The sequence below is a fragment of the Methylobacterium sp. CM6241 genome (genome assembly GCF_054817845.1).
In genome coordinates this window covers 4,053,065-4,076,867 of sequence record NZ_CM139246.1, presented here as the reverse complement: position 1 = coordinate 4,076,867, position 23,803 = coordinate 4,053,065, and the positions used below count along the sequence as shown (strand labels likewise).

Sequence of the window (23,803 nt, the reverse complement as noted above, 5' to 3'; positions counted from 1 at the left end):
TGCGCGCGCGGCCTCGCCGAGCCGCCGCGATCGATCTTCTAAAAACCTACCCCCCGCTCTCTCCATAACGAGCGGGAAAGCATTTGTCTGCCATGCATCATTTCTCTGCCGTGGAGCATTCAGAAGCAGGCCCCGGAAAGCCGTCCCGCGTTTTCCGAACACCCCATTCTGCTACAGCTTTCGCGACCCCTCACCTTTCAGGCCCGTTGTTCCCTCGCAGGATCTTGCCGAAACGCCTTATCCTGGCGCAGAGACAGGGCAGACGGACACGGCCAGCCCCTGGTATACCTGAGCCTGACCTAAGCCGGGCCGGCGGGTTGGGATTGGCTCGCGTTTCGCAGGGCAGCCCGAAACGGCGCCAAGGACCGGATTCCGGGAGGAAGGCTTGAGATGAAGAAGGTATATTCCGACGCCACGCAGGCGGTCGCCGGCTTGCTCAAGGATGGCATGACGATCATGGCCGGCGGCTTCGGCCTGTGCGGCATCCCCGACGAGCTGATCGATGCGATCCAGGCGTCAGGGGTCAAGGACCTCACCGTCATCTCCAACAATGCCGGCATCGACAATGTCGGCCTCGGCAAGCTGCTACAGACCCGCCAGATCGCCAAGATGATCTCGTCCTATGTCGGCGAGAACAAGGAATTCGCCCGCCAGTATCTCGGCGGCGAGCTCGCCATCGAGTTCAACCCGCAAGGGACGCTGGCCGAGCGCATCCGCGCTGGCGGGGCGGGCATCCCGGCCTTCTTCACCAAAACCGGCGTCGGCACCCTCATCGCCGAGGGCAAGGAGGTGCGCGAGTTCGACGGTGAGAATTACGTGATGGAGCGCGGCCTCTTCGCCGATCTCGCCATCGTCCATGCCTGGAAGGGCGATACCGAAGGCAATCTCGTCTACCGGAAGACCGCCCGCAACTTCAATCCGATGATGGCCACGGCCGCCAAGGTGACGGTCGCCCAGGTGGAGCATCTGGTCCAGCCGGGCGAGATCGACGGCGACGCGATCCATACGCCGGGCATCTTCGTCAAGCGCATCATCCACGTGGCGATCCGCGAGAAGAGGATCGAGCAGCGCACCACGCGCAAGCGTGGCGAGACCACCGATTCCTCCGCAGCTGCCATCTGACATCTAAGGGAGACACCACCATGGCCTGGACCCGCGAACAGATGGCTGCGCGCGCCGCCAAGGAGCTGCGCGACGGCTACTACGTGAACCTCGGCATCGGCATCCCGACCCTGGTCTCGAACTACATCCCCGAGGGCATGTCGGTGCAGCTGCAATCCGAGAACGGCATGCTCGGCATGGGACCTTTCCCTTATGAGGGGGAGGAAGACCCCGACCTCATCAATGCCGGCAAGCAGACGATCACCGAATTGCCGACCACGAGCTATTTCTCGTCCTCCGATTCCTTCGGCATGGTCCGGGGAGGGCACATCAACCTGTCGATCCTCGGCGCCATGCAGGTCGCCGAGAATGGCGACCTCGCCAATTGGATGATCCCCGGCAAGATGGTGAAGGGCATGGGCGGCGCCATGGACCTCGTCGCCGGTGTGAAGAAGGTGGTGGTGGTGATGGAGCACACCGCCAAAGGCAAGGATGGGTCGGAAAGCCCGAAGCTCCTGACGGCCTGTGACCTGCCCCTGACCGGCACCGCCGTGGTCGACATGGTGATCACCGATCTCGGCGTCTTCACCATCGACAAGAAGGGCGATGGCGGCATGGTCCTGGTCGAACTCGCCGACGGTGTCACCGAGGATGAAATCCGGTCGAAGACCCAAGGGGCCTTCACCGTCGCGTTGACCTGAATCCGGCCCGGCACAATCCGACCGGTCGTTGCAAAAGGCTCCCGATGCGATCGCATCGGGAGCCTTTTTCGTCGACGCCGCAGAGGTTTCGCAGGCGTTTCAACCTCGTGCGGCCGGCGGCTCCTCGATCCGGACGGGGAACGGGAAGGCGGCGCGCAACGGCTTCGTGTCGAGGGGGGAAGGCGGGAGCACGCATCTGCGGCGCTCCAGCCATGACAGGTCGCTGAACTGACGCGGGAGTTCGAGGGCTTCGTCGGCGAGCCCCACCGATTGCTTGTAATCCCGCATCTTGAAGGAATCCTTCGCCTCGGCGTTCGGCTCGGACAGGCGCGCCGATTGTGCGGGCACACCATAGGCATGGGCCACGATGAGGCCGTGCAACGATGTGGTGACGATCTCGTCGCAGGACAGGATCTCGCGGACCACCCGCTCGATATCCCCGAACGTCACGCCCAGGAGCGAGATGACCTTGACATGGTCGGCGCCGACCGCCTCGAGAGCCTCACGGATACGGTTCTCCTGCAGCACGTGCGGGATGATGCCGACCTTGTGGGTCTTCGCCACCACCGGCGCATAAAGCTCGGGCAGGAGGATGGCGGCATCGCCGTAGATTTCAGGGCATTGCCCCCCTGCCGCCAGAACGGCGGCGCGGGACAAAGGTCCGCGCACAGCCGAGTAGATCGCGGTCGGGCAGAGAGTATCGGTGCTGCGGGGCATGCCGGTACCCCAGAGATGCATGCCGGGACGAGCGAACTTGGCGGTGCTTCCGATACAGAGACCATCCGCCTCCTTCGCATGGTGCCACCGGGGCATTACGCCGAAAGCATGCCACAGCACGTAAGGCGTGAGGATATCGCCGAAATTTCCGGGGAACGGACTACGCATCCACCAGATCTTCGGACGGAACCGCTCGTCGAGCCTCGCCTCCGCTGCGATATCATCGAGCGTCAGCAGAGCGCGGTAGGCCGATACGAGAGCCCCCCATTTTTCCACCGACTGGCCCAACAGCTCGGCCTCGAGCGCGAGGAACGCATCCCGCTCTCCACTCCTGAGAAAAGCCAGGAAGGTTTTCTCCGCGAGCGACTCTTCTTCTTTCGCCAAGGTTGGTCTCCCCCTTACGGAACCGGCTATCGAGCCGAAGCCGCGTTTCGGAAAATTACAATGCGATGACAATGGCTTAACGTGCCTTGTCATGGGGCATGCGCGGAAGGGTTATCTCAAGGCGCACCGTCTCTGTCGAGGCGATTTCGCAGGCCGCTCTTTGCTCGACGGATCATACGGGTGATGGCACGCAGCATCGTGCGGGCAGGGCAATCGCATCATCCATGCTCTGATCCGACCTCCAGTGCCCCGGACGATGCTCGCCCGAGCGAGCCCAATCGTGAGGTGGAGCCCCTTCGGAACCCCGCTCCGGACCGCCCCCTTCGAATGAGGCGACCAAAAGTTGCGCAAGGGACCAGCCTGCCATTTGAGACGACGGCGCAACCCCCTTAGAAGCGGGGTTTACCGCAACGCTCGGCGCGCGGTCACGCCCTTTGCAAGTGGAAAGCTCATGAGCAGTCTGAAATTCGGAACCAGCGGCCTGCGCGGATTGGTGACGGACCTCGTAGGATGGCCGAGCTACGCCTATGCCAGCGCGTTCTTCCGCTCGGTCGCCGCGACGGCTGGCGAGGGCGCGTCCGAACGGACCGTCGTCATCGGGCGGGATCTCCGTGACAGCAGCGCGGGGATCGCAGCCACGGTGGCAGATGCCGCCGCGGCGGCCGGGTTCAGCGTGTACGATTGCGGCGCACTACCGACCCCGGCTCTCGCCCTGGAAGCGATCCGGCGCGGGGCCTGCGCCGTCATGGTCACAGGCAGTCACATCCCGTCGGATCGCAATGGCCTGAAATTCTACCGGCCCGATGGAGAGATCACCAAGACCGACGAGGTCGCCATCCTCGCCGCCCTGGGCGACATCACCAAGGCCGGGGACATGCCGCAGGCCGATTCAGCCATTCAGGAGCCTGGCGCCATCGACCGCTACCGGCAGCGCTATACCGATGCCTTCGCACCGACCATCCTGGCTGGTCAAAGGATCGCGGTTTATCAGCAGAGCTCGGTCGCGCGGGACCTCCTCGCCGACGTGCTGGCCGCGCTCGGGGCTGACATCGTACCGATCGGCCGCTCCGACAGCTTCATTCCGATCGACACGGAAGCACACCGTCCCGAGGATATCGCGTTCATCCGCGATGCCATGGCGTCGGGCGGCTTCGACGCGCTCGTGACGACGGATGGCGATGCGGACCGGCCGCTGCTCGCGGACGCCGCAGGCCGGATCGTACGCGGAGACGTTCTCGGGCTGATCACCGCGCGCTATCTCGGCGTCGATACGGTGGTGGTGCCGGTCACGGCGGGCTCGGCGATCGAGCATGCGGGCGGGTTCCGGAGCGTGTTGCGCACCAAGGTCGGCTCTCCCTTCGTCATTGCCGGGATGGACCGGGCGAAGAGCGAAGGCGCGAGCACCGTCGTCGGTTTCGAGGCCAATGGCGGGTTCCTCCTCGGCTCGGACGTCGTCATCGATGGCAAGACACTGCCGGCCCTGCCGACGCGTGATGCGATCCTTCCGATCGTGGCGACATTGGCGGCCGCGCAGGAAGCTCGCCTGACCCTCGCGGAACTCGTCACGTCGCTGAATGTCGGCGAGACGGCGAGCGATCGTCTTCCCAATACGCCCGCAGAGCGAAGCGGCGCGTTGCTGCGCCAACTCGGTCAGGACTCGTTCCGCGGGGAATTCTTCCGCCCGATCGGTACGCCCCAGGGCGTGGATGAACAGGACGGCGTCAGGGTCGAACTCGACGGCGGCCGGACGATCCATTTCCGTCCGTCCGGCAATGCGCCCGAACTGCGCTGCTACGCGGAGGCGGGATCGGCCGCGGACGCTGAAGAATTGGTACGCTGGGGATTGGGCGCAGCGGCCGCGGCCATGACAAACTGAGCCGAGCGAGTTCAGAGGCGGGCCAGGCGGACCCGCCCCTGGCCGGTCCCTGCACCTGGACTCGATCCATTCTCGACCGGGAATCGCCCCGGTTCTGGTCCCGCCCGGATCGGGCCGAAAACGCTTCGGCAATGGCTCGTTAGACGGCGATCGCGAGGCGGCCGGTCCGCCTTGCTTCGCTCGTGTCCGATGGGGTGCTGGAGTTTGAAGGACCTGCGAGACGGATAAGGTTTGCGACAAGCATACCGGCGCGATGCAGACGATCTTGCGGCGCACTGAGCAGACGCGCTACCTCGGACGAAGTATCCCGCAGGAACAGAGCTTCACCGATGTCGCCGAATACGAGACATCCTTCTCTCATGACCTCCAAATAGAGCAAACCCATCCCGGAAAGCTCGGCTATAATGTATACAGAGCAGGAGCCGTGACGCGTCGGCGTCGAGGAGGATGAGATGGCCCGAGAGATCGGCAGGCGTGGCTTTCTGAAGGCCTCGGCGGCTCTTGCCGCGACCGCGACGGCCGGGTTTTCGTGTATCGAGATCGCGAATGCCGCGCCGATCGAGATACCGACGGTCGACACGCTGAGCTTGCGCGTCTTGATCGACTCGTCCCACGATCAGTTCCTCAAGCCCGCGACGGTTCAGGGTGTCGTCCACCAGCCACCCGGGAACGGGCGCGGCAGCGATTACCGCAAGGTTCTGCACAACCAATGGGGCCTGTCGCTGTTCGTGGAATCGCGGCGCGCGGACGAGGCACGCACGATCCTGCTCGATTTCGGCTACAGCCCTGACGCGTTGCTGAACAACATCGAGATCCTGAAGGTCGACCCGTCCAAGATCGACGCCCTCATCGTCAGCCACGGCCATCACGATCATTACGGCGGCCTCAACGGGTTCCTGGACAAGTACCGCGCATCCCTGCCCGCGGATCTGACGCTCTATGCCGGCGGCGAGGACAATTTCTGTCACCGCGTCAGCCCGAGCAAGGTGCAGGGGCAGTTCACGGATTTCGGCCAGCTCGACCGGCGTGAGTTGACGGCGCAGAAGATCAGGACAGTCCTGTGCGAGACACCCACGGTGGTGGCCGGCCATGCCTTCACCACGGGTCAGATCAAGCGCTCCTCCATCGAGCGCATCCTGCCCAACACCTTCGTGGAACGCGGCATCAAGGACGGTCTCGGCTGCGATGCCACCCACTATTCGCCGGCTGAACTACAGGGGCAAATCATTCCCGACGAGCATGTCCACGAACACGCCACCTGCTTTAACGTGAAGGGCAAGGACCTCGTCGTCATCAGCTCCTGCGGCCATGTGGGGATCGTCAATTCGGTCCGTCAGGCCCAGGCCGTCTCGGGTGTCGAGAAGGTCCATGCCATCGTCGGCGGGTTCCATCTCGGGCCGGCGCCGAAAGACTATCTCACCCAGATCGTGGCCGAGATCCGAAAGCTCGATCCCGACGTGGTCATTCCCATGCATTGCAGCGGCCTCAACTTCGCGCTGGAAGCCCAGGCGCAGATGCCCGCCAACGTGATCGTGCCGACCACGGGCAGCCGTCTCACCTTCGGTGCGTAGGTCCGCAACCGCGGCGCTGTTCCTGTCGCTCCTGGCCTGGCACGCCATGGTGCCGGCTCGTGGCGCGGAGCCGGCGCGACGCTCGGCTGCGGAGTTGATGGACGTGCTGATGTGGAACCGCGAGCCGGTGGGCGGGCCCTTCAGCCTCGTCGATCACGAGGGGCGCAAGCGCACGGAGGCCGACTTTCGCGGCAAGCTCCTCCTCGTCTATTTCGGCTACACGTCGTGTCCCGATATCTGCCCGACCGACCTCATGGAGATCGCCCGCGCCCTCACCCTGCTGGGCGCGGAGGCCGAGGCGGTCCAGCCGCTGTTCATCACCCTCGATCCGGAGCGGGACACGGTCGCGCATCTCGCCGAATACATCCCGAACTTCTCGCCCCGGCTCGTGGGCCTGACGGGAGAACCGGCGGCGATCCGTCAGGCTGCCGATGCCTACCGGGTGTTCTTCGAAACAGGCGTGGGAGCGAATGGTGACAGGACGATCGACCACTCGGCCTTCATCTACCTGATGGACCGGTCGGGGGCCTATCTTGGCTTCTTCCCGCCGGGCACCTCGGCCGAGCGAATGCTGGCGATCATCCGCCCCCATCTCGCTCAGCCCTGACGGCTGCGCGTCGAGCCACCACCGTCGATCAGATCATCGCGCCATGCCCCAGCGCCGCACGGTGAGTCGCTCGAAGGCCGCGAACACGATGTTCTCGACAACGAGGCCAATGACGACGACGAGGACGAGGCCGGCGAAGACGCGGTCAGTGTAGAGTTCGTTGCGGTTCTGGAAGATGTACCAGCCGAGACCGCCGCGCCCCGAGGACGCGCCGAAGACGAGCTCCGCCGCGATCAGCGTACGCCAGGCAAAGGCCCATCCGATCTTGAGGCCGGACAGGATCGCCGGCAGGGCGGCGGGGATGAGGATCTGAATCACGTAGGACGGGCCGCGCAGGCCGTAATTGCGCCCGGCCATGCGCAAGGTTTCGGGCACGCCCTGAAAGCCCGCATAGGTGTTGAGCGCCATCGGCCACAGCACCGAATGGATGAGGACGAAGATCAGACTGCCGGAACCGAGGCCGAACCAGAGCAGGGCCAGCGGCAGAAGTGCGATCGCCGGCAGCGGATTGAACATCGCCGTCAGGGTCGAGAGCAGGTCGCGGCCGAACTGGGTCGATACGGCCAGCGTCGTCAGCAGGAAGGCCAGGACGATCCCGCAGACATAGCCCTGCAGCAGCACGACGAGGGAGATCCGCACCCGGTCCAGCAATTCGCCGTTCACGAGGCCTTCGACTAGGGCGGACATCGTCGCGCCGAAGCCGGGCAGCAGCAGGTCGTTGTCCTGCCAGCGCGCCAACCCCTCCCAGAGGAGGATCAGAGCGACGATGATCAGGCCCTTGCGCAGCCAATCCTGCTGCCAGAGACGTGCCGTGAGCGGCAGAGCGCGCTCCACCGGCACCTCGACGAAGGGGGCGAGCACATGGTCGTATTCCGGGCGGATCGGCGGCACGAGGGGCCGGCCCGCGAGACTGGCATTGCTCATGCAGAGGCCTCCGTGGATGCGCGGCTTTCGGGTGCGGCCTCGAACAGGCGGCTGTGCAGTCGCTGCACCGCGTCCTGAAAATCGCGGCTCCCGATGCTGGTCAGATCGAAAGCATGGCTGTTGAACTCGGCCCGCACCCGGCCCGGATGGGGCGAGAGCAGCGCCACCCGGTTCCCGACCACCAGGGCCTCCTCGATGGAATGGGTGACGAAGAGCAGGGTGAAGCGGGCCTCGTCCCACAGGGCCAGCAACTCCTCCTGCATCCGGCGCCGGGTCAGGGCATCCAGAGCCGCGAAGGGCTCGTCCATCATCAGGACCTTCGGCTGCATCGCGAGCGCGCGGGCGATCGCCACGCGCTGCTTCATGCCACCCGAGAGCTGGTGCGGGTAGCTCTCGGCGAAGGGCGTCAGCCCGACCTTGTCGATGTAGTGGCGGGCCCGCTCCATCGTTTCGCGCCGTCCCAGCGCCCGTGCCGCGCGCAAGGGGAAGGCGACGTTCTGGGCCACCGTCTTCCAGGGCGGCAACTGGTCGAATTCCTGGAACACCACGATCCGGTCGGGTCCCGGCTCGCGCACGGGCACGCCGTCGAGGGTGATCTCGCCCTCGACGGGGCGAATGAAGCCGGCCGCGGCCTTGAGCAGGGTGGACTTGCCGCAGCCGGAGGGCCCCAGCAGAACGAAGCGGTCCCCCTGGTGGATGTCGAGATCGATGCGATGGGTGGCGCGCACCACCCGTTCCGGCGTGCGGTATTCGAGAGTCACACCCTTGATCCGCAAAAGCGGCGATGCCTCGGCCGCGATCGGGGAACGGGCGCGCGCCTCCTCACGCCGGATGGAACCCCGCGCGCGGGATTCGGGATGTTCGGCGATGGCAAAGTCGGAGCGGGGGGCTGCGAAACTCATGGCGCGCCGCTCAGCTGCCGCGGCTGATGCGCGGGTCATCGAAGAAGTAGTCGCCGATCGTCTTCGGCTCCGTCTTGATGGCCCCGACCCGGTGCATGAACGTGCCGAGACCGAGCGTGTTCTCGGGCGTCACCTTGAAGGATACGGCGGGGTTCTTGATGATCGTCGTCAGGAAGGCCGGGTCGATCTTGCTGCCGTTGATCCGAACGTAGATCTCGGCGGCTTTCTCCGGGTTCTCGGTAATGAACGTCGCGGCCTCATCGAGCGCGCCCAGGAACGCCTTGTAGGTCTTCGGGCTGTCCTTGTAGAATTTCTCCGTGGCGTAGAGCACGGTCGAGGAGGCCGGGCCGCCCTGCACGTCATAGGAATTGAGGACGATCCGGGCCTTCGGGTTCTCGGCGAGTTCCTGCTCCTGGAAGGGCGGGTTGCCGAAATGGCCGGAGATCTCGGTGCCGCCCTTGACGATCGCGGCGGTGGCCTCCGGATGCGGGACCGCGACACTGATCTTGTCGAGCTTGGCGAAATCCTTGTCGCCCCAGAGCTTCGCCGAGGCCAGTTGCAGGATGCGCGACTGAACCGAGACGCCGACGGCGGGAACCGCGATGCGGTCCTTCTCGGTGAAGTCGGCGATGGTCTTCACGTCCGGATTGTTCGTGACGAGGTAGTAGGGGAAGTTGCCGAGCGACGCGACGCCCTTGACGTTCTGCCGTCCCCGAGTGCGGTCCCAGAGGGTGAAGAGCGGGCCGACCCCGGCACCGGCGATCTCGATGTTGCCGGAGAGGAGGGCGTCGTTGACGGCCGAACCACCGGAGAGCTGGACGTACTCCACCTTGATGTCGAGGCCCGCCTGCTTGCCGTGCTTCTCGATGAGCTTCTGATCCTCGACCACGTTGAGGAGCAGGTAGACGACACCGAATTGCTTGGCGATGCGCAATTGACCTTCGCCGGCCGCAGCATGGCCCGCGGCCACCAGGGACAGGGCGAGCCCGCCGAAAAGGGACGCGGCCTTGCGGCGCGAGAGGGACATGCGGCGGGTCGTCATGGGGAACCTGCTGTCGAATTCGGGCTCGGAATGCGGAGCCGGGACGTGAAAGGCACCTGCAAATCTGCTTGGCGGCGCTCGCCGCGTCAATGAAACCGTTCTCTTTATAGAACAACGGATGGAGATGATCCGTCTCTAGAAGCCGGATACTTTAGTAGTTATCCAGCTTTCATCGATAACAAGAAGGATATTTCCAGCACTTCAGTCGGAAGCTGGAGGTTTTTGGTTTACATCATCCCCACAGTCGTTCGTTTTATGGGACACGGAGGGCAGCTTGTCGGATGCAAGGCCGATCACCGTCCCCGCCACACCAACTCATGTGCCGGATCGATCTCGCCCGATCGGCACGGGGGCCGGATCATGCCCGGCGGACACGCCGGTTGAGACGAGCGGCGAAACGCTCGCCAATGGTCTGCACCGCCTGGACCAGTACGATCAGCACGACGACGACGGCCAGCATCATCTCGGGGCGGAATCGCTGATAGCCATAGCGGATGCCGAGATCGCCCAGCCCCCCGCCGCCGACGGCGCCGACCATGGCGGAGTAGCCGAGCAGTGACACCACCGCGAGGGTGAGGCCGAGGAGGATGCCGGGCAGCGCCTCGGGGATCAGCACCTTGCGGATGATGGTGAACGGGCCGGCACCGAAGGCGCGCGCCGCCTCCACGAGCCCCGAATCGACCTCGCGGATCGCGGCCTCCAAGAGGCGGGCGATGAAGGGGGTCGCCGCCACCGTCAGCGGCACCGTGGCGGCCCATAGGCCGATGGAGGTGCCGGCGATGAGGCGGGTGAAGGGGATGATGGCCACCACCAGAATGATGAAGGGTGTCGAGCGGGTCGCGTTCACGACGAGACCCAGGATGCCGTTGAGCCACGGTGCGGCGAGCAATTCCCCGCGCCGGCTGGTCGCCAGGAAGATCCCGAGCGGCAAGCCCAACAGCGTGCCGAGACAAGCCGCCACGGCCACCATGGCGAGGGTGTCACTAGTCGCCTGGAGCAGCAGGCGGATCATTTCAGGCGACACGGCGAGCCTCCACGCTGCGAGCCGGCAGATAGCCGAGGAGATCGGAGACGAGACCGTGGGCGTCGAGGAACGCACGTGCGCGCCCAACGACATCCGGCCCCGCGGGCAGGCCCACCGTCAGCGAGCCGAATGGCTGCCCGGCGATCTCGTCGACGGTGCCGGACAGGATGTTGGCCTCGATGCCGGTCTCGCGCGCGAGCCGCGCGATGATCGGGTCGCTGGCGTGAGCTCCGCGAAAGGCGATCCGCAGAACCGCCGTTCCGCCGGGAATCGGCTGGGTGTCGATCTCGGCGCGAAGCCCGGCCGGCAGCGCCAGCCCCATCTCCCCGGCCAGGAGTGTCCGGGTGATCTCGGCCTGCGGACGGGTGAAGACCTCGAACACGTCGCCTTGTTCGACGATACGGCCCGTCTCCAGCACGGCGACGCGGTCCGCCACGGCGCGGATCACCGACATTTCATGGGTGATGAGCACGATGGTGAGGCCGAGCTCGCGATTGATCCGGCGCAGCAGCGCCAGGATCGACCGCGTGGTCTCCGGGTCGAGGGCGGAGGTGGCCTCGTCGGAGAGGAGCACGCTCGGTCCGGTGGCCAGCGCGCGGGCGATGCCGACACGCTGCTTCTGCCCCCCCGAGAGTTCGGCGGGATAGCGGTCGCGCTGATCCTCCAGTCCGGTCAGGGCCAGCAACTCCCCGACACGGGCGCGGATCGCGGCCCTGCCGCGCCCTTCGATCTCCAGCGGCAGGGCGATGTTGCCGGAGACGGTGCGGGACGAGAGCAGGTTGAAATGCTGGAAGATCATGCCGATGCGGCGGCGCACGTGGCGCAGCGCGCGCTCGTCGAGGGACGAGACCTCGGCATCCCCGACTTTGATCGTACCGGCGCTGGGGCGTTCCAGCCCATTGATCAGACGGATCAGGCTCGATTTTCCGGCGCCCGACCGGCCGATCACCCCTAGCACCGAACCCGCCGCCACCGAGAGGTCGATCCCACTCAGCGCCGAGACGTCGACACCGTCACGGGTCGAGTAGGACTTCGCGACCTGCTCGAAACGGATCAGCACTTCCGGCGGCGGCGGGACGGCATCGCCGGGGCTATCATGATGAACTGACGACACGCAACGAACCTCGTGGACCTGCACACGCATCGCCCATGCAGGTTCGCCAGAATGACTAGGATCGAAGATGTATTCCTACATCTTATACTTTGGACGCTCAATGAAAACGGTTATCAAATCGATCGTCGATTGGAAGAGAACGATCCCCGCATTCGCACCGGAAGGGAAGGATCCTCCATCCGCCCACTCGACCCAGCTCTCGCAGCAGGACTTCCGAGCACCGATTTCCGCGAGCCAAGACGCTGCAGCCCCCTCCGGCAGCATTATTCGACCGCGCAGGCCGGACCCACGAAAATCACCCTTTCAGACACCCGCTCGATAGAAGATGCTATCGAATTCTTGAAAGTGTTCAGAATTTCATTTCATTGAATACAAGAGACGATTACGCTTTAATGCTTCGAGATCGGCAAGGGCGGCAGTGTCTTTGCACGACTCAGAATCTCTCGACCTTATGCTTCGCGTTCTTTGACGAACGCCCATTCGGACCCCGTCTTCATGTCGTTTGATATCATGCGCGTACCGCGCCGGTCGTCGAGCCGGCGCGGCTTCCTTCGGCTGGCCGGTGGCGCGGCGGGCGGGATCGGCATCGCGTCGGCCGCGCAGGCCCTGGATGCCGGCGGTCCCCTGGCCGTTCCCGAATGGAGCCGGACGCCCGGAGCACCGTCCGCATCGCCGCCCTATGGACGGCCATCGCCCTACGAAGTTCTGGGCCGCAAGTCGCGGACGCCACCGACCTTTCCGGGAGCCGCCTCCACCGGCACGCCGCTGCAGCACCTGCATGGCATCATCACGCCCAACGGTCTGCACTTCGAACGTCATCACGCAGGGGTTCCAGCCATCGACCCGGAGCGCCACCGGCTGGCGATCCACGGCCTCGTGGAACGCCCGCTCGTCCTGACCATGGACGATCTGGTGCGGATGCCCTCGGTCTCGCGCATCCACTTCCTCGAATGCTCGGGCAATACGCCTTGGCTCGGGGCCAAGCCGGGCTGGACTCTCCAGGACAGTCACGGGCTCCTCTCCTGCGCCGAATGGACCGGGGTCGAATTGGCGACTCTGCTCGATGAGGTCGGCGTGAAGCCGGGCGCCGCCTGGATCCTTGCGGAAGGCGCAGACGCGGCCGGGATGACCCGGAGCATTCCCCTCGATCTCGCACGCGACGGTGCGATCCTGGCCTATGCCCAGAATGGCGAGCGGCTCCGCCCGGAACAGGGCTACCCGCTGCGGCTGTTCGTGCCGGGGGTCGAGGGCAACCTCAGCATCAAATGGCTGCGCCGGCTCAAGGTCGGAGACCAGCCGTTCCAGACGCGCGAGGAAACCTCGAAATACACCGACCTGATGCCGGATGGGTCGGCACGGCAGTTCACGTTCGCGATGGAGGCGAAATCCGTCATCACCTCACCCTCCGGCGGCGAGCAGCTGCGCACACCCGGCTTTCGCCAGATCCGCGGTCTCGCCTGGACGGGACGCGGCCGCATCGCAGGCGTCGAAGTCTCCACCGACGGCGGAGCATGCTGGCAGGCAGCCGTTCTGGAGGGTCCGATCCTGCCGCGATGCCTGACCCGGTTCCGGCTCCCCTGGCGCTGGGAGGGCGGCCCCGCGCATCTCCTCAGCCGGGCCACCGACGAGACGGGCTACGTCCAGCCACCGCGTGAGGCGCTGCTCTCCGTCCGGGGCACCCAATCCTTCTACCACAACAATGCGATCGCCGGCTGGCGTGTCGCCGCCGGAGGAAACGTGAGCCATGCGGTTTAGCGGCCTCGGCCTTCTCCCCTGCCTGATGGTGACGGGCGCCGCCCTGGCGGACCCGTCCGGGCCCGTCTCCCTCCCTGGCAACGGGCTCGGCCCTCTGGCGATTGGGCAGCCGGCGAGCCAAAGGATCCTCGCCCTGTGGGATATCGACGTGCGTGCCGACGGGCAGGGCCTGCCCGCCGGCCATGGCAGCGTGCGCCAGGGCGAGGCCCTGTTCGGCGCGCGCTGCGCCGCCTGCCACGGGGCGCAAGGGGAGGGTGCATCCGCCGACAGGCTCGTGGGCGGCCAGGGCAGCCTCGCGACGGGCAAGCCGGTGCGGACGGTGGGCAGCTTCTGGCCCCATGCCACCACCCTGTTCGACTATATCCGCCGCGCCATGCCCTACGACGCACCGCAATCCCTGAGCGCCGACGAGACCTACGCCCTCAGCGCCTATATCCTGCATCTCAACGGCATCCTGCCGGAGGAAGCCGAACTCGATGCCGCCTCCCTGCCGAGGGTGCGGATGCCGAACCGGGACGGGTTCACCGCCGATATCCGCCCCGACGTGCCGGCGCGCGCCAGTCAGGCGCCTCTTACCGGGATCACCGCGCCGCGATAGCGCACGCGGATGAATCCCGCGACCTCCGCCGATTGCAGGAGGGAGGAGAGCGTCTGGATGCGGGCATCCTGGGCCAGGGCCTGGGTCGTCACCAGCACGTTGGCGTAGGGGTTGCCCTCCGCCCGCTCCAGCCCGAGGGAATCCTTGGCCGGGTCGAGGCCGGATTCGAGGGCATAGTTGCCGTTGATGACCGCCAGGGCGACGTCGTCGAGGGAGCGCGGCAATTGCGGCGGCGCCACTTCGATGAAGCTCAAGGATTTCGGGTTCTCGGCGATGTCCCCGGCCGTGGCGAAGGTGCCGTCGCCGCCGGGCCTGAGACGGATGAGGCCGTTCTCCTGCAGTAATCTCAGCCCGCGGCTGAAATTAGTGACGTTGTTCGACAGGGCGACGGTCGCCCCCTTCGGTAGGTCGGCGAGGCTGCGGACGCGGCGCGAATAGAGCCCGAGGGGCTCCACATGCACGCTCGCGGTCACGGCGAAGCGAGTGCCGAGTTCGGCCTCCTCGCTGCGCAGATACGGCACGTGCTGGAAGAAGTTGGCGTCGGCATCGCCATCGAGAACGAGGCGGTTCGGGCGGATATCGCCGCTGATCTCGATGATCCGCAGGGGCAGGTCCGGAGCGAGCTTGTCCTGCACGTACGTCAGGATCTCGGCATGCGGCACCGAGGAGGCGACCACCTTGAGGGGTGTCGCGGCCCGGGCCGTGGAGGCCGTCAGCAGAGCAAGGGTGCCGCCCAGCAGGGCGCGACGGTTCAGGGGCATGGTGATCCTTCCTGTTCGGGCGTGCCGGCGCGTCCGCCATCGAGCGTAGCGCAGGGCCCCGGGCGGGCACGCGCTTGAAGAAACGGGTCGGGGCGGGAGTTTGAGTCGGAGACCGCGCTACCAGACCGGCTCGAGGAAGCCCTTGTAGGTCCGTTCGATGTAGTCCCGCACCGGCGCCGACCGGAAGCTGCGGATGAAGGCGGCCAGACGCGGATCGTCGCGATTGTCCGGTCGGGCGACGAAGCTCAGCGTGTAGCGCCGATCCCCGGCCCCGTCGGTGATGAGGGAGGTCCTGGGGTCGCCGCCGGCGGCGATCAGGTAGGTGAAGCTCACCTGCGCCAAGGTCACGTCGTCCATCGCACGCGGCAATTGCGCCGCTTCGAGTTCGATGATCCGCAGGCGCTTCGGATTGGCGACGATGTCGGCGACGGAGGCCTCGTCGCCGACGCCCGGCTTCAAGGTGATCAGCCTGGCGGTCTCCAGCAGGCGCAAGCCCCGCGCCGCGTTGACGGGATCGTTGGCGATGGCGACCGAAGCGCCGTCGGGGACTTTGTCGAGGCTGGTCACCGTCTTCGAGAACAGGCCCACGGGCAGGACCATGGCGCCCTCCACCGCCACCAGCTTGTAGCCCCGCGCGCGGATCGCGTTCTGAAGGTAGGGCACGTGCTGGAACAGGTTGGCGTCGATATCACCCGAGGCCACGGCCTCGTTGGGCGTCACCCAATCGGTGAACTCGACGATCTCGACATTCTGCCCCTGCTTGCGGGCGAGATCGGCGGCGAAGGCCAGGGTCTGCCCCACCGGCCCCGGCGTCGCGCCGATCCGTAGGGGTTTTTCCGCAGAGGCGGGGCCGGTCGCCAGAGCGAAGAGGACGGCCGCGAAGCCGAGGAGGCCGCGGCAGGTACGGAGCGGGGGCATCGTGGAAGCCTGTGATCGTGGAGGGGAAGAGGGTGCCGGTCAGGCGGCGGAGGCGCGGGCCTCGGCGCCGGTCCGGCGGAAGCGGGCGCCGGGATGGGTCGCCTTCAGGGTGGCGCCGCCCTCCGGGAACAGCTTTTCGCGGAGCGTGCCTTCGCGATACCGCGTCTTGAACGCGCCCCGGTCCTGCAACGCGGGCACGACGAGATCGACGAAGGCCTCGATCGTCTCGGGCGCGACGGCGCGGGTGAGATTGAATCCGTCGATATCGGCCTCGTCGGCCCAGGACAGCAGCGCGTCGGCGACGTCCGAGGGCGATCCGACGATGAAGGGGGCCCTCGCCCCGCGCGGGCCGAACTCGGCGAAATCGGCACGGGTGAAGGGGCGTTCGCCGGGCAGCGTCAGATTCTCCAGCAAGGACTGCATGGCATTGGTCTTGACGTAGGCGAGCCCCTCATGGGCATCGAGCCCGGACAGGTCGATCCCGGTCCAGCCGGAGACGAGGGCGAGCTGGCCCTCCACGTCGAGATAGTGCGCGTACTCGTCGCGCAGATCGAACGCCTCGGCGCGGGTGGGGGCGACGATCACGGTGGCGCCGAGAAACATCCGGATGTCGTAGGGATCGCGGCCCGCTTCCTTCGCCGCCTGCCGCGTGGCGCGCACGGCCTTGCCCGCGATGGCCTTGGTCTGGCCGTTGAGGAAGATGCTCTCGGCATGGCGGGCGGCGAAGAGACGTCCCCGCGACGAGGCGCCGGCCTGGTAGAGCACGGGCGTCCGTTGCGGCGACGGCTCGCTGAGATGCTGCCCGTCGACCCGGTAGCTCGGCCCGTCATGGCTGACGCGGTGGACCCGGTCCGGCTGCGTGAACAGACCGCCCGCCCGGTCGCGCAGGGCCGCGCCGTCCTCCCAGCTTCCCTCCCAGAGCTTGTAGGCGGCCTCCAGGAAATCCTCACCGGCATCGTAGCGCGCATCGTGTTCGCGGGCTTGGGGCAGGCCCATGCCGCGTGCGCCGCTCTCGAGATAGCCGGTGACCACGTTCCAGCCGATCCGCCCATTGGTGAGGTGATCGAGGGTCGAGAGCCGGCGGGTGAAGGTGTAGGGGTGTTCGTAAGTGAGGTTCGCCGTGACCCCGAAGCCGAGATGCGTGGTGGCATGGGCCATCGCCGGCACCAGCAGGAACGGGTCGAGGTTCGGAGCCTGCGCCGCCCGGGCGAGGGCGGTGGCCGGGCTGGCGCCGTAGACGTCGTAGACCCCGACCACGTCGGCGAGGAAGATCCCGTCGAACAGGCCGCGCTCGGCGGTGCGGGCCAGCGACACCCAGTAATCGAGGGTATTGTAACGCGCCGCCGCGTCGCGCGGGTGCCGCCACAGCCCGGCCCAGGTATGGCCCGGCGCCCCCATCTCGAAGGCGTTCAGCCTCAATTCGCGGCGTGGGCTCATGGCAGATCCAGGCAATCCGGGGCGACGGTATCGTGCGATGGGGAAGAGAGGCCTCGTTCACGCGATGCGGGAGGCCTTCAGGCGCATGAGCCTAGCCGGAGACCGGACCCGGTCAACAAGAATGATCTTTCAACGATCACCCCTTCCAAGCATACATCGTCTATTTTACGATGTTTTAGAGCATAACATCTCCAAATCGCACATTTGATCATAATTTATACTTGTCTGCCCTGCCCGGATTGACGATCAGGACGACCACGAGGCCGGGGGCCATCGAGCGCGAGCCCCTTCGGCGTCACGGCATCACAGGCACGGGATCGACGGAATGTCTCAGACGGAAGCGGGATGGGGCGCGGGACCGAGCGCGGGCTACGAGGCGCTCGCGGCCGGTTTCCGGCCGGTCTTCGCGCGCATCCGCGCCACCGCCATCACCCGCGATCTCGCGCACACGCTCCCCCATGACGAAATCGACTGGCTGAAACAGGCGGGCTTCACCACCCTGCGTCTCGCACGCGAAGAGGGCGGCCACGGCGCGAGCCTGCCCGAATTGTTCAACCTCCTCATCGAGTTGTCCCAGGCCGACCCCAACGTCACCAACGCCCTGCGCGCGCATTTCGGCTTCACGGAGGACATGCTGTGCTCGTCCTCGCCGGAATGGCGGGCGCGCTGGACCGCCCGGATCGGCGATCGCCAGACCGTCGGCAGCGGCGTGTCCGAAACCGGCGAGGCCAAGGTCGGGCAGTTCGATACGGTGCTGAGGCCGCAGGGTGGGCAATGGCTGCTCAACGGCCGGAAATTCTACACCACCGGCTCGCTCTTCGCCGATTGGATCCACGTCTCGGCCCAGGACGAGGCGGGCGCATCCCTGGTGGCGGCCGTGCCGGCGCGGGCGCCGGGTGTCGAGATCGTCGACGATTGGGACGGTTTCGGCCAATCGCTCACCGCGAGCGGCACGGCGATCTTCACGGACGTCCTCATCGGGCCGGAGCTGATCAAGCCCGATCCGGAGCGTTTCCCCTACGCGATGGGGTTCTTCCAGCTCGTCCATCTGGCGACTTTGGCCGGCATCGGCCGTTCGGCCGCCATCGACGTGTCGCGGCTCGTGGCCGAGCGCAAGCGGGTCTACAGCCACGGCAACGGCAGCCGGGCCGGCGACGATCCCCAGGTGCAGCAGGTGGTGGGGCGCGTGCGCGGGGCGGCCTATGCGGCGGGCGCCATCGTCCTCAAGGCGGCGGAGGCCCTGCAGCGGACCTACGACATCCACCGCACGGGAGAAGCGGCGGACCATGCGGCGGGTATCGCCGACATCGAGGTGAACCAGGCGGTGACCGTGGTCACCAATCTCGTTCTCGAAGCCACCACGACCCTGTTCGATGCGCTCGGCGCCTCGGCGGTGAAGAGCGGTCTCGGCCTCGATCGGCACTGGCGCAACGCCCGCACCATCGCCTCGCACAATCCCCGGATCTACCGCGACCGGGCGGTGGGCAATTTCGCGGTGAACGGCACGGCCCCGCCGCGCCAATACCGGGTCGGCTCGGCCTGAAGCGCCCCCTGCCAAGCAAGCCCATTGCAACGAGAGATCAAGGACAGACCCATGTCACGTCGCCGGGACACGATGCGCCTCGGTGCCTTCCTCTATCCGGGCGGGCACCACGTCGCGGCGTGGCGGCACCCCTCGTCGCAGGCGGATGCGGGGATCGATCCCGCCCATTACCGCCGCCTCGCCAAGGTGGCCGAGGCGGCGAAGTTCGACCTGATCTTTCTCGCCGACGGGGTCAGCATCCGCGGCGACGACATCGACGCCCTGAGCCGCACGGCGATCCGTTATGTCGGACAGTTCGAGCCGCTGACCCTGCTCTCGCATCTCTCGGCGGTGACGGAGCGCATCGGCCTCGTGGCCACCGCCTCCACGACCTACAGCGAGCCGTTCCACGTGGCGCGCAAGTTCGCCTCCCTCGACCATCTCAGCGGTGGCCGGGCGGGCTGGAACCTCGTCACCTCGGCCGACCCGCGCGAGGCCTATAATTTCAGCCGCGACAGCCATCTCGCCCATGCGAGCCGCTACGCCCGCGCCGAGGAATTCGTGGATGTGGTCGCCGGCCTCTGGGACACGTTCGAGGACGATGCCTTCGTCCGCGACCGCGAGGAAGGGCGCTTCTTCGATCCGGCCAAGCTGCACGTGCTTGGGCATGAGGGCGAGCATTTCTCCGTGCGCGGCCCGCTCAACGTGCCCCGTCCGCCCCAGGGCCATCCGGTCGTCGTGCAGGCGGGCTCCTCGGAGGCCGGCAAGGCATTGGCGGCCCGGACCGCCGAGGTGATCTTTACCGCCCAGGCGACCCTGGACGATGCGACCGCGTTCTACGCCGACGTGAAGGGCCGGCTCGGCCGGCACGGCCGCGAGCCCGACTCACTCAAGATCCTGCCGGGCGCTTTTCCGGTGGTGGGCCGCACGATGGCTGAGGCCGAGGACAAGTACGGCGCGTTGCAGGAGCTGATCCACCCCGTCGTCGGCCGCTCGCTCCTGGAACAGCTCGCGGGGCTCGACCTCTCCGGCTATTCCGACGATGCGCCGGTTCCGCCGGCCAACGGGACGGAGGGCGGCAAGAGCCGGCAGGATCTCCTCGTCACCATCGCCCGGCGCGAAGGCCTGACCATCCGCGAGCTCTACCTGCGCATCGCCGGCGCTCGGGGCCACTGGACCCTCATCGGAACACCCGCCCGGATCGCCGACGCCCTTCAGGAGCGGTTCGAAGCTTATGGCGCCGACGGGTTCAACATCATGCCCCCGACGCTACCCGGCGGGCTCGACGATTTCGCCACGCTGGTGATCCCCGAATTGCAGCGGCGCGGACTGTTCCGAACGGAATACGAAGGGACCACGCTCCGCGAGAATCTCGGCCTCGCCCGGCCCCACCATCGTCGTCACGACGTGGCCCGGCCGGAATGATGCGCCGCAGCTTGCCCCGAGGCGTCCTCCTTCAGATGCCTCGGGGCAAGCGATGACGCCTTCCCGTCCGAGCCCCCCGATCTCACCCGGCCTTCCGCATCGGCGAGGATCCGCTCCTTCCCTCCTTGGCCGGGCGCCGGGCGCTGGCCTCCTGCAGGCGTTCGAGCAGGCGGGCGCCAAGATGGCCGCGCTCGACGGCATCCTCGCACTGCGCCCGCAGGAGCACGCGGCGGTCGCGGCGCTCGATATGCGCGTTGACCGGCAGCAGGATCGGCGGGGCATTGGCACGGAAATCCGCCGCCAGACCTTGAGGTCCTCCGCTCAACCGGGCGATTCCGAGCGTGCGGCAACCGACCCGGAGCCGGGCCAGCGTGACGAGGGCCTCGAACGCCTCCGGCGGTGGCCCGAACCGGTCCGCAACCTCGTGGCGTAGCGCCTCGACCTCGTCGGCGGTCGTCAGGCGCAGGAGCCGCGTATAGAGGCTCAGGCGCACTTCCGGCTCCGGCACGTAATCCGCAGGCACGCCGCCGGAGAGACCGATCCGGATCTCGGGGGTCCAATCCTCGGCGGTCTCGCCCTTCGCGGCCCTCAGGGCGAGATGCAGAAGGTGCTGATACAGGCCGAGCCCGATCAGCTTCACATGGCCGGCCTGGTTTTCGCCCACGAGATCGCCGGCCCCGCGCAGGTCGAGGTCGCGGGCGCTGATGGCGAAACCGGCACCGAGCCGATCGAGGGCTTCCAACGTGCGCAGCCGCTTCTCCGTCGCCGGGCTGAGAGGCTTCTCCGGCTGGTGAAGCAGGTAGACGACGCCCCGGCGTTGGCCACGACCGACCCGGCCCCGCAGCTGGTGCAGCTGCGACAGGCCGAAACGCTCCGCATCCCAGACCAGCATCGTGTTAGCACGGGGCACGTCGAGGCCGCTCTCGATGATGCTGGTCGCCAGCAGCACGTCGCCCTCTCCATCGGCGAAGCGCACCATCACGTCGTCCATGTCCGCCGCCTTGAGCTCGCCATGGGCGATCATCGTGCGCAGGTCGGGGACGAGCTTGGCGAGACGCTCCGCCATGGGGCCGATATCCTCGATCCGCGGGCAGACGACGAAGCTCTGTCCGCCCCGTCGATGCTCGCGCAGGAGCGCGTCCCGCAGGCCATCGGCGTCGAACGGCGCGATCACCGTACGGATGGGCTGGCGCACCGCGGGCGGCGTGGCGATGACGCTGAGGGATTGCAGTCCGACGAGGGCGGATTGCAGGGTTCGGGGGATCGGCGTCGCCGTGAGCGTGAGGACGTGACCGTCCCCCGCCGTGTTGCGGAGCGCCTGCTTCATCTTGGTCCCGAAGCGCTGCTCCTCGTCGATCACCACGAGGCCGAGATCCGCGAAACCGACGCCCTTGGCGGTGAGGCAATGGGTGCCGACGACGAGGCGGATGCTGCCGTCGGCGAGCCCCGCTTTCACGCGCTTCGCCTCGGCCGGCGAGACGAGCCGTGAGAGATGGGCGACCTCGATGCCAAAACGGGCGAAGCGCCGGGTAAAGGTCTGCACATGCTGGCGAGCCAGCACGGTGGTGGGCGCCACCACGGCCACCTGACGGCCGGCGAAGATCGCGGCGGCGGCGGCACGCAGGGCCACCTCGGTCTTGCCGAAGCCGACATCGCCGCAGACGAGCCGATCCATCGGCCGCCCCGAGGCGAGATCGCCCATCACTCCGTTCACGGCGCGCGCCTGATCTGCGGTGAGGTTGAATCCGAAACCGGCGGCGAAGCGCTCCATCTCCCGGACCGGGGGTGACAGAACCGGCGCCTTGACCTCCCGGCGTGCCTCGGCATCGGCGAGCATCATGCGGGCCGCCTTGGCCATGCAGGCCTCGGCTTCAAGACGCCGACGCCCCCAGGACCCGCCTTCGAGTTTGTCGAGGGTCACCGCCTCGGCCTCCGAGCCGTAGCGCCAGATCCGGTCGGCCTGGGAGACCGGGACCATCAGGATCGCGTTTCCGGCAAAACGCAGACGCAGGGCGTCCTCGCCGCCTTCCGCTCCGGTCTCGACATGCTCCAATCCCTCGAAGACGCACAGACCGTTGTCACGATCGACCGCCACATCGCCGATGCGCAGCTCGACCTCGCCGATGGGAAGGCTCGCCGTCGGCTCGCCCTCAGCCGCAGCGGCGGCGCGGCTCCCGAACAGGTCGGCGGCTGCAATGACACAGACACCCTGTCCCGGCACCCTGAACCCCGCCTCGATGGGAGCGGCCAGCGCCAGGATCGCACCGGGCCCGGCACGGGCAACCTCCGTCCAGTTCGTCACCTTTCGTGCCTTGCGACCCAACACACGCTCGGCGACGCGGATCAGGCGACCGAGAGGCTCCTCCGGTCCCGTCAGCAGGATGCGTTCTCCGCTTTCGAGATGCTGGCGCAGGGTCTCGGCGAGGGCCGCATTCGGACGGGTTTTCCGTACGAAGGCCGGAATGGCGAGATCCTCGGATTCGTCCGCCGACGCGGTGGCGATGCGTCGCTTCTCTTGAAGGGCAGTCCAACTCCGGGGGTCGAGATAGAGGTCCCCGAGGTCACGGTTCCGGTCGCCGGCATCGCGCCCTTCGGCGATCTGTTCGAAGAAGGCGGCGGCGCGCTGTTCGGCGCCGGTCTCGACCACGAGGCGGGCATCCGGAACGTAGTCGAGCACCGTCGTGAGCGTAGGGTAGAAGCGGGGAAGCTGATGCTCCTGACCGGTGAAGGGCCGCAACTGGTTCTCCGATCCCTCCGGCAGAAGGATCTCCGTGGCCGGGTCGATGACCAGTCGCTCGGCCTCCGCCAGGGAGCGCTGGGAGACCGGATCGTAGGACCGGATCGCGATGACGCGGCCGTCCTCGTGCTCGATCCGGCAAGGGCGCGGCGCGGCGGCGGGGAACACGTCCACTGTCCTTCCCCACACCGCCACCTCGCCCGGCTCGTCGACCCGGTCGTCCAGGATGTAGCCGAGGCGCTGCAACGTCGCGGTGATCGCCGTCGGGTCGAAATCATCGCCGACGCGGATCTCGAGATGGGCGTCCGCCCATGTCTCGGGCGGTGGAACCCGCTGGATCAGTGCGGGGGCGGTCGTCAGGACGATGTCGGGCAGGGCGGCGGTGTCCGTGAGCCAGCGCAACACGCCCGTGCGCTGCCCCATGACGCCGCGCGACGGCGAGGTCCGGTCGAAGGGCAGGCAATCCCATTCCGGGTAGATCGCAACGCTGCGATCGGGTGCCAGCGCCCGCAGGATCGCCGCGATGGCCTCCTGCCGGTACGTTTCGCGCACCATGTGGATCAGGGGCTTGTTCAGGGCCACGAGGTCGAGGAGCGCCACGGCCAGAGCGCCGATGGGAACGAGGGGAGCGACGACCTCTTCGGAGGCGTTGTCGGGAGACGTCCTAGTCCGGCGTTTTGCCATCGG

The 23,803-nt window shown here is 67.0% G+C and carries 19 protein-coding genes; 9 read left to right on the top strand and 10 right to left on the bottom strand.

Annotation, left to right across the window (positions count from 1 at the left end; translation table 11 throughout):
* The first annotated feature begins 390 nt into the window (after positions 1-390).
* Both ACYQR9_RS19080 and ACYQR9_RS19075 read left to right on the top strand, forming a co-directional pair.
* On the top strand, positions 391-1,122 hold the full coding sequence (locus ACYQR9_RS19080) for a CoA transferase subunit A (RefSeq protein ID WP_461227710.1): 732 nt from the start codon (positions 391-393) through the stop codon (positions 1,120-1,122).
* Positions 1,123-1,142: 20 nt separating this feature from the next.
* On the top strand, positions 1,143-1,802 hold the full coding sequence (locus tag ACYQR9_RS19075; RefSeq protein WP_056425174.1) for a 3-oxoacid CoA-transferase subunit B: 660 nt from the start codon (positions 1,143-1,145) through the stop codon (positions 1,800-1,802).
* Positions 1,803-1,901: 99 nt separating this feature from the next.
* Here ACYQR9_RS19075 and ACYQR9_RS19070 read toward each other — a convergent pair whose 3' ends face one another.
* Positions 1,902-2,903 carry a polysaccharide pyruvyl transferase family protein gene (locus ACYQR9_RS19070; protein WP_207411786.1) on the bottom strand — a complete coding sequence of 334 codons (1,002 nt, stop codon included), beginning with the start codon at positions 2,901-2,903 and terminating at the stop codon, positions 1,902-1,904.
* Positions 2,904-3,354: 451 nt separating this feature from the next.
* Between ACYQR9_RS19070 and ACYQR9_RS19065 the strand changes: the two genes are divergently transcribed.
* The 3 genes from ACYQR9_RS19065 (at position 3,355) to ACYQR9_RS19055 (ending at position 6,957) form a co-directional block, all read left to right on the top strand.
* Complete coding sequence (locus tag ACYQR9_RS19065; protein WP_461227709.1) at positions 3,355-4,779, top strand: phosphomannomutase; 1,425 nt, start codon at positions 3,355-3,357, stop codon at positions 4,777-4,779.
* Between the two features lie 452 nt (positions 4,780-5,231).
* Positions 5,232-6,350 carry an MBL fold metallo-hydrolase gene (locus ACYQR9_RS19060; protein ID WP_461227708.1) on the top strand — a complete coding sequence of 373 codons (1,119 nt, stop codon included), beginning with the start codon at positions 5,232-5,234 and terminating at the stop codon, positions 6,348-6,350.
* Positions 6,343-6,957 (top strand): SCO family protein, encoded by a 615-nt coding sequence (locus tag ACYQR9_RS19055; RefSeq protein ID WP_461227707.1) that lies wholly within the window; start codon positions 6,343-6,345, stop codon positions 6,955-6,957. The genes ACYQR9_RS19060 and ACYQR9_RS19055 overlap by 8 nt, the downstream gene beginning before the upstream one ends.
* Before the next feature lie 33 nt (positions 6,958-6,990).
* Here the strand turns inward: ACYQR9_RS19055 and ACYQR9_RS19050 are convergent, their stop codons facing one another.
* The 5 genes from ACYQR9_RS19050 to ACYQR9_RS19030 all read right to left on the bottom strand — a co-directional run bounded on the left by ACYQR9_RS19050 (position 6,991) and on the right by ACYQR9_RS19030 (position 11,993).
* Positions 6,991-7,881, bottom strand: a complete 891-nt coding sequence (locus tag ACYQR9_RS19050; protein WP_461227706.1) for an ABC transporter permease — start codon at positions 7,879-7,881, stop codon at positions 6,991-6,993.
* A complete protein-coding gene (locus ACYQR9_RS19045; RefSeq protein ID WP_461227705.1) occupies positions 7,878-8,783 on the bottom strand; it encodes an ABC transporter ATP-binding protein in 906 nt (301 codons plus the stop codon). Before ACYQR9_RS19045 ends, ACYQR9_RS19050 begins: the two co-directional genes overlap by 4 nt.
* Positions 8,784-8,793: 10 nt before the next feature.
* On the bottom strand, positions 8,794-9,825 hold the full coding sequence (locus tag ACYQR9_RS19040; protein WP_461227704.1) for an ABC transporter substrate-binding protein: 1,032 nt from the start codon (positions 9,823-9,825) through the stop codon (positions 8,794-8,796).
* Positions 9,826-10,183: 358 nt separating this feature from the next.
* The gene (locus ACYQR9_RS19035) at positions 10,184-10,849 is read right to left on the bottom strand and encodes a methionine ABC transporter permease (protein ID WP_461227703.1); all 666 of its coding nucleotides are present in this window, start codon (positions 10,847-10,849) and stop codon (positions 10,184-10,186) included.
* Entirely contained in the window at positions 10,839-11,993 is a 1,155-nt protein-coding gene (locus ACYQR9_RS19030; RefSeq protein ID WP_461227702.1) for a methionine ABC transporter ATP-binding protein, read from the bottom strand. Before ACYQR9_RS19030 ends, ACYQR9_RS19035 begins: the two co-directional genes overlap by 11 nt.
* Positions 11,994-12,458: 465 nt before the next feature.
* Here ACYQR9_RS19030 and soxC point away from each other — a divergent pair, with 465 nt between their 5' ends.
* Both soxC and ACYQR9_RS19020 read left to right on the top strand, forming a co-directional pair.
* Positions 12,459-13,718, top strand: coding sequence for a sulfite dehydrogenase (gene soxC, locus ACYQR9_RS19025; protein WP_461227701.1), 1,260 nt, complete (start codon positions 12,459-12,461; stop codon positions 13,716-13,718).
* Entirely contained in the window at positions 13,708-14,316 is a 609-nt protein-coding gene (locus ACYQR9_RS19020) for a c-type cytochrome (protein ID WP_461227700.1), read from the top strand. The genes soxC and ACYQR9_RS19020 overlap by 11 nt, the downstream gene beginning before the upstream one ends.
* On the opposite strand, the gene ACYQR9_RS19015 is transcribed toward ACYQR9_RS19020, so the two are convergent.
* From ACYQR9_RS19015 to ACYQR9_RS19005, 3 genes are all read right to left on the bottom strand, one after another.
* Positions 14,280-15,077: a MetQ/NlpA family ABC transporter substrate-binding protein gene (locus tag ACYQR9_RS19015; protein WP_461227699.1), complete on the bottom strand. Its 798-nt coding sequence runs from the start codon at positions 15,075-15,077 to the stop codon at positions 14,280-14,282. The two genes, ACYQR9_RS19020 and ACYQR9_RS19015, sit on opposite strands and share 37 nt — an antisense overlap.
* A gap of 117 nt (positions 15,078-15,194) precedes the next feature.
* Complete coding sequence (locus tag ACYQR9_RS19010) at positions 15,195-15,995, bottom strand: MetQ/NlpA family ABC transporter substrate-binding protein (protein WP_461227698.1); 801 nt, start codon at positions 15,993-15,995, stop codon at positions 15,195-15,197.
* A 39-nt stretch (positions 15,996-16,034) separates the two neighbouring features.
* Positions 16,035-17,432: an LLM class flavin-dependent oxidoreductase gene (locus ACYQR9_RS19005; RefSeq protein WP_461227697.1), complete on the bottom strand. Its 1,398-nt coding sequence runs from the start codon at positions 17,430-17,432 to the stop codon at positions 16,035-16,037.
* A gap of 325 nt (positions 17,433-17,757) precedes the next feature.
* On the opposite strand from ACYQR9_RS19005, the gene ACYQR9_RS19000 reads away from it, so the two are divergent.
* Together ACYQR9_RS19000 and ACYQR9_RS18995 are read left to right on the top strand one after the other, a co-directional pair.
* Complete coding sequence (locus ACYQR9_RS19000) at positions 17,758-18,975, top strand: acyl-CoA dehydrogenase family protein (protein WP_207411775.1); 1,218 nt, start codon at positions 17,758-17,760, stop codon at positions 18,973-18,975.
* Between the two features lie 51 nt (positions 18,976-19,026).
* Complete coding sequence (locus tag ACYQR9_RS18995) at positions 19,027-20,379, top strand: LLM class flavin-dependent oxidoreductase (RefSeq protein WP_461227696.1); 1,353 nt, start codon at positions 19,027-19,029, stop codon at positions 20,377-20,379.
* Between the two features lie 82 nt (positions 20,380-20,461).
* On the opposite strand, the gene ACYQR9_RS18990 is transcribed toward ACYQR9_RS18995, so the two are convergent.
* Complete coding sequence (locus ACYQR9_RS18990) at positions 20,462-23,800, bottom strand: DEAD/DEAH box helicase (RefSeq protein WP_461227695.1); 3,339 nt, start codon at positions 23,798-23,800, stop codon at positions 20,462-20,464.
* Between the last annotated feature and the right edge of the window lie 3 nt (positions 23,801-23,803).

Excerpts from the sequence above, each read along its gene's own strand:
- ACYQR9_RS19080 (WP_461227710.1), top strand. The coding sequence starts at position 391 with ATGAAGAAGGTATATTCCGACGCCACGCAGGCGGTCGCCGGCTTGCTC.
- ACYQR9_RS19020 (WP_461227700.1), top strand. The coding sequence starts at position 13,708 with ATGCGGTTTAGCGGCCTCGGCCTTCTCCCCTGCCTGATGGTGACGGGC.
- ACYQR9_RS19005 (WP_461227697.1), bottom strand. The coding sequence starts at position 17,432 with ATGAGCCCACGCCGCGAATTGAGGCTGAACGCCTTCGAGATGGGGGCG.
- ACYQR9_RS19045 (WP_461227705.1), bottom strand. The coding sequence starts at position 8,783 with ATGAGTTTCGCAGCCCCCCGCTCCGACTTTGCCATCGCCGAACATCCC.
- ACYQR9_RS19060 (WP_461227708.1), top strand. The coding sequence starts at position 5,232 with ATGGCCCGAGAGATCGGCAGGCGTGGCTTTCTGAAGGCCTCGGCGGCT.
- ACYQR9_RS18990 (WP_461227695.1), bottom strand. The coding sequence starts at position 23,800 with ATGGCAAAACGCCGGACTAGGACGTCTCCCGACAACGCCTCCGAAGAG.
- ACYQR9_RS18995 (WP_461227696.1), top strand. The coding sequence starts at position 19,027 with ATGTCACGTCGCCGGGACACGATGCGCCTCGGTGCCTTCCTCTATCCG.
- ACYQR9_RS19010 (WP_461227698.1), bottom strand. The coding sequence starts at position 15,995 with ATGCCCCCGCTCCGTACCTGCCGCGGCCTCCTCGGCTTCGCGGCCGTC.
- ACYQR9_RS19040 (WP_461227704.1), bottom strand. The coding sequence starts at position 9,825 with ATGACGACCCGCCGCATGTCCCTCTCGCGCCGCAAGGCCGCGTCCCTT.
- ACYQR9_RS19050 (WP_461227706.1), bottom strand. The coding sequence starts at position 7,881 with ATGAGCAATGCCAGTCTCGCGGGCCGGCCCCTCGTGCCGCCGATCCGC.
- ACYQR9_RS19030 (WP_461227702.1), bottom strand. The coding sequence starts at position 11,993 with ATGCGTGTGCAGGTCCACGAGGTTCGTTGCGTGTCGTCAGTTCATCAT.
- ACYQR9_RS19000 (WP_207411775.1), top strand. The coding sequence starts at position 17,758 with ATGTCTCAGACGGAAGCGGGATGGGGCGCGGGACCGAGCGCGGGCTAC.
- soxC (WP_461227701.1), top strand. The coding sequence starts at position 12,459 with ATGTCGTTTGATATCATGCGCGTACCGCGCCGGTCGTCGAGCCGGCGC.
- ACYQR9_RS19065 (WP_461227709.1), top strand. The coding sequence starts at position 3,355 with ATGAGCAGTCTGAAATTCGGAACCAGCGGCCTGCGCGGATTGGTGACG.
- ACYQR9_RS19015 (WP_461227699.1), bottom strand. The coding sequence starts at position 15,077 with ATGCCCCTGAACCGTCGCGCCCTGCTGGGCGGCACCCTTGCTCTGCTG.
- ACYQR9_RS19075 (WP_056425174.1), top strand. The coding sequence starts at position 1,143 with ATGGCCTGGACCCGCGAACAGATGGCTGCGCGCGCCGCCAAGGAGCTG.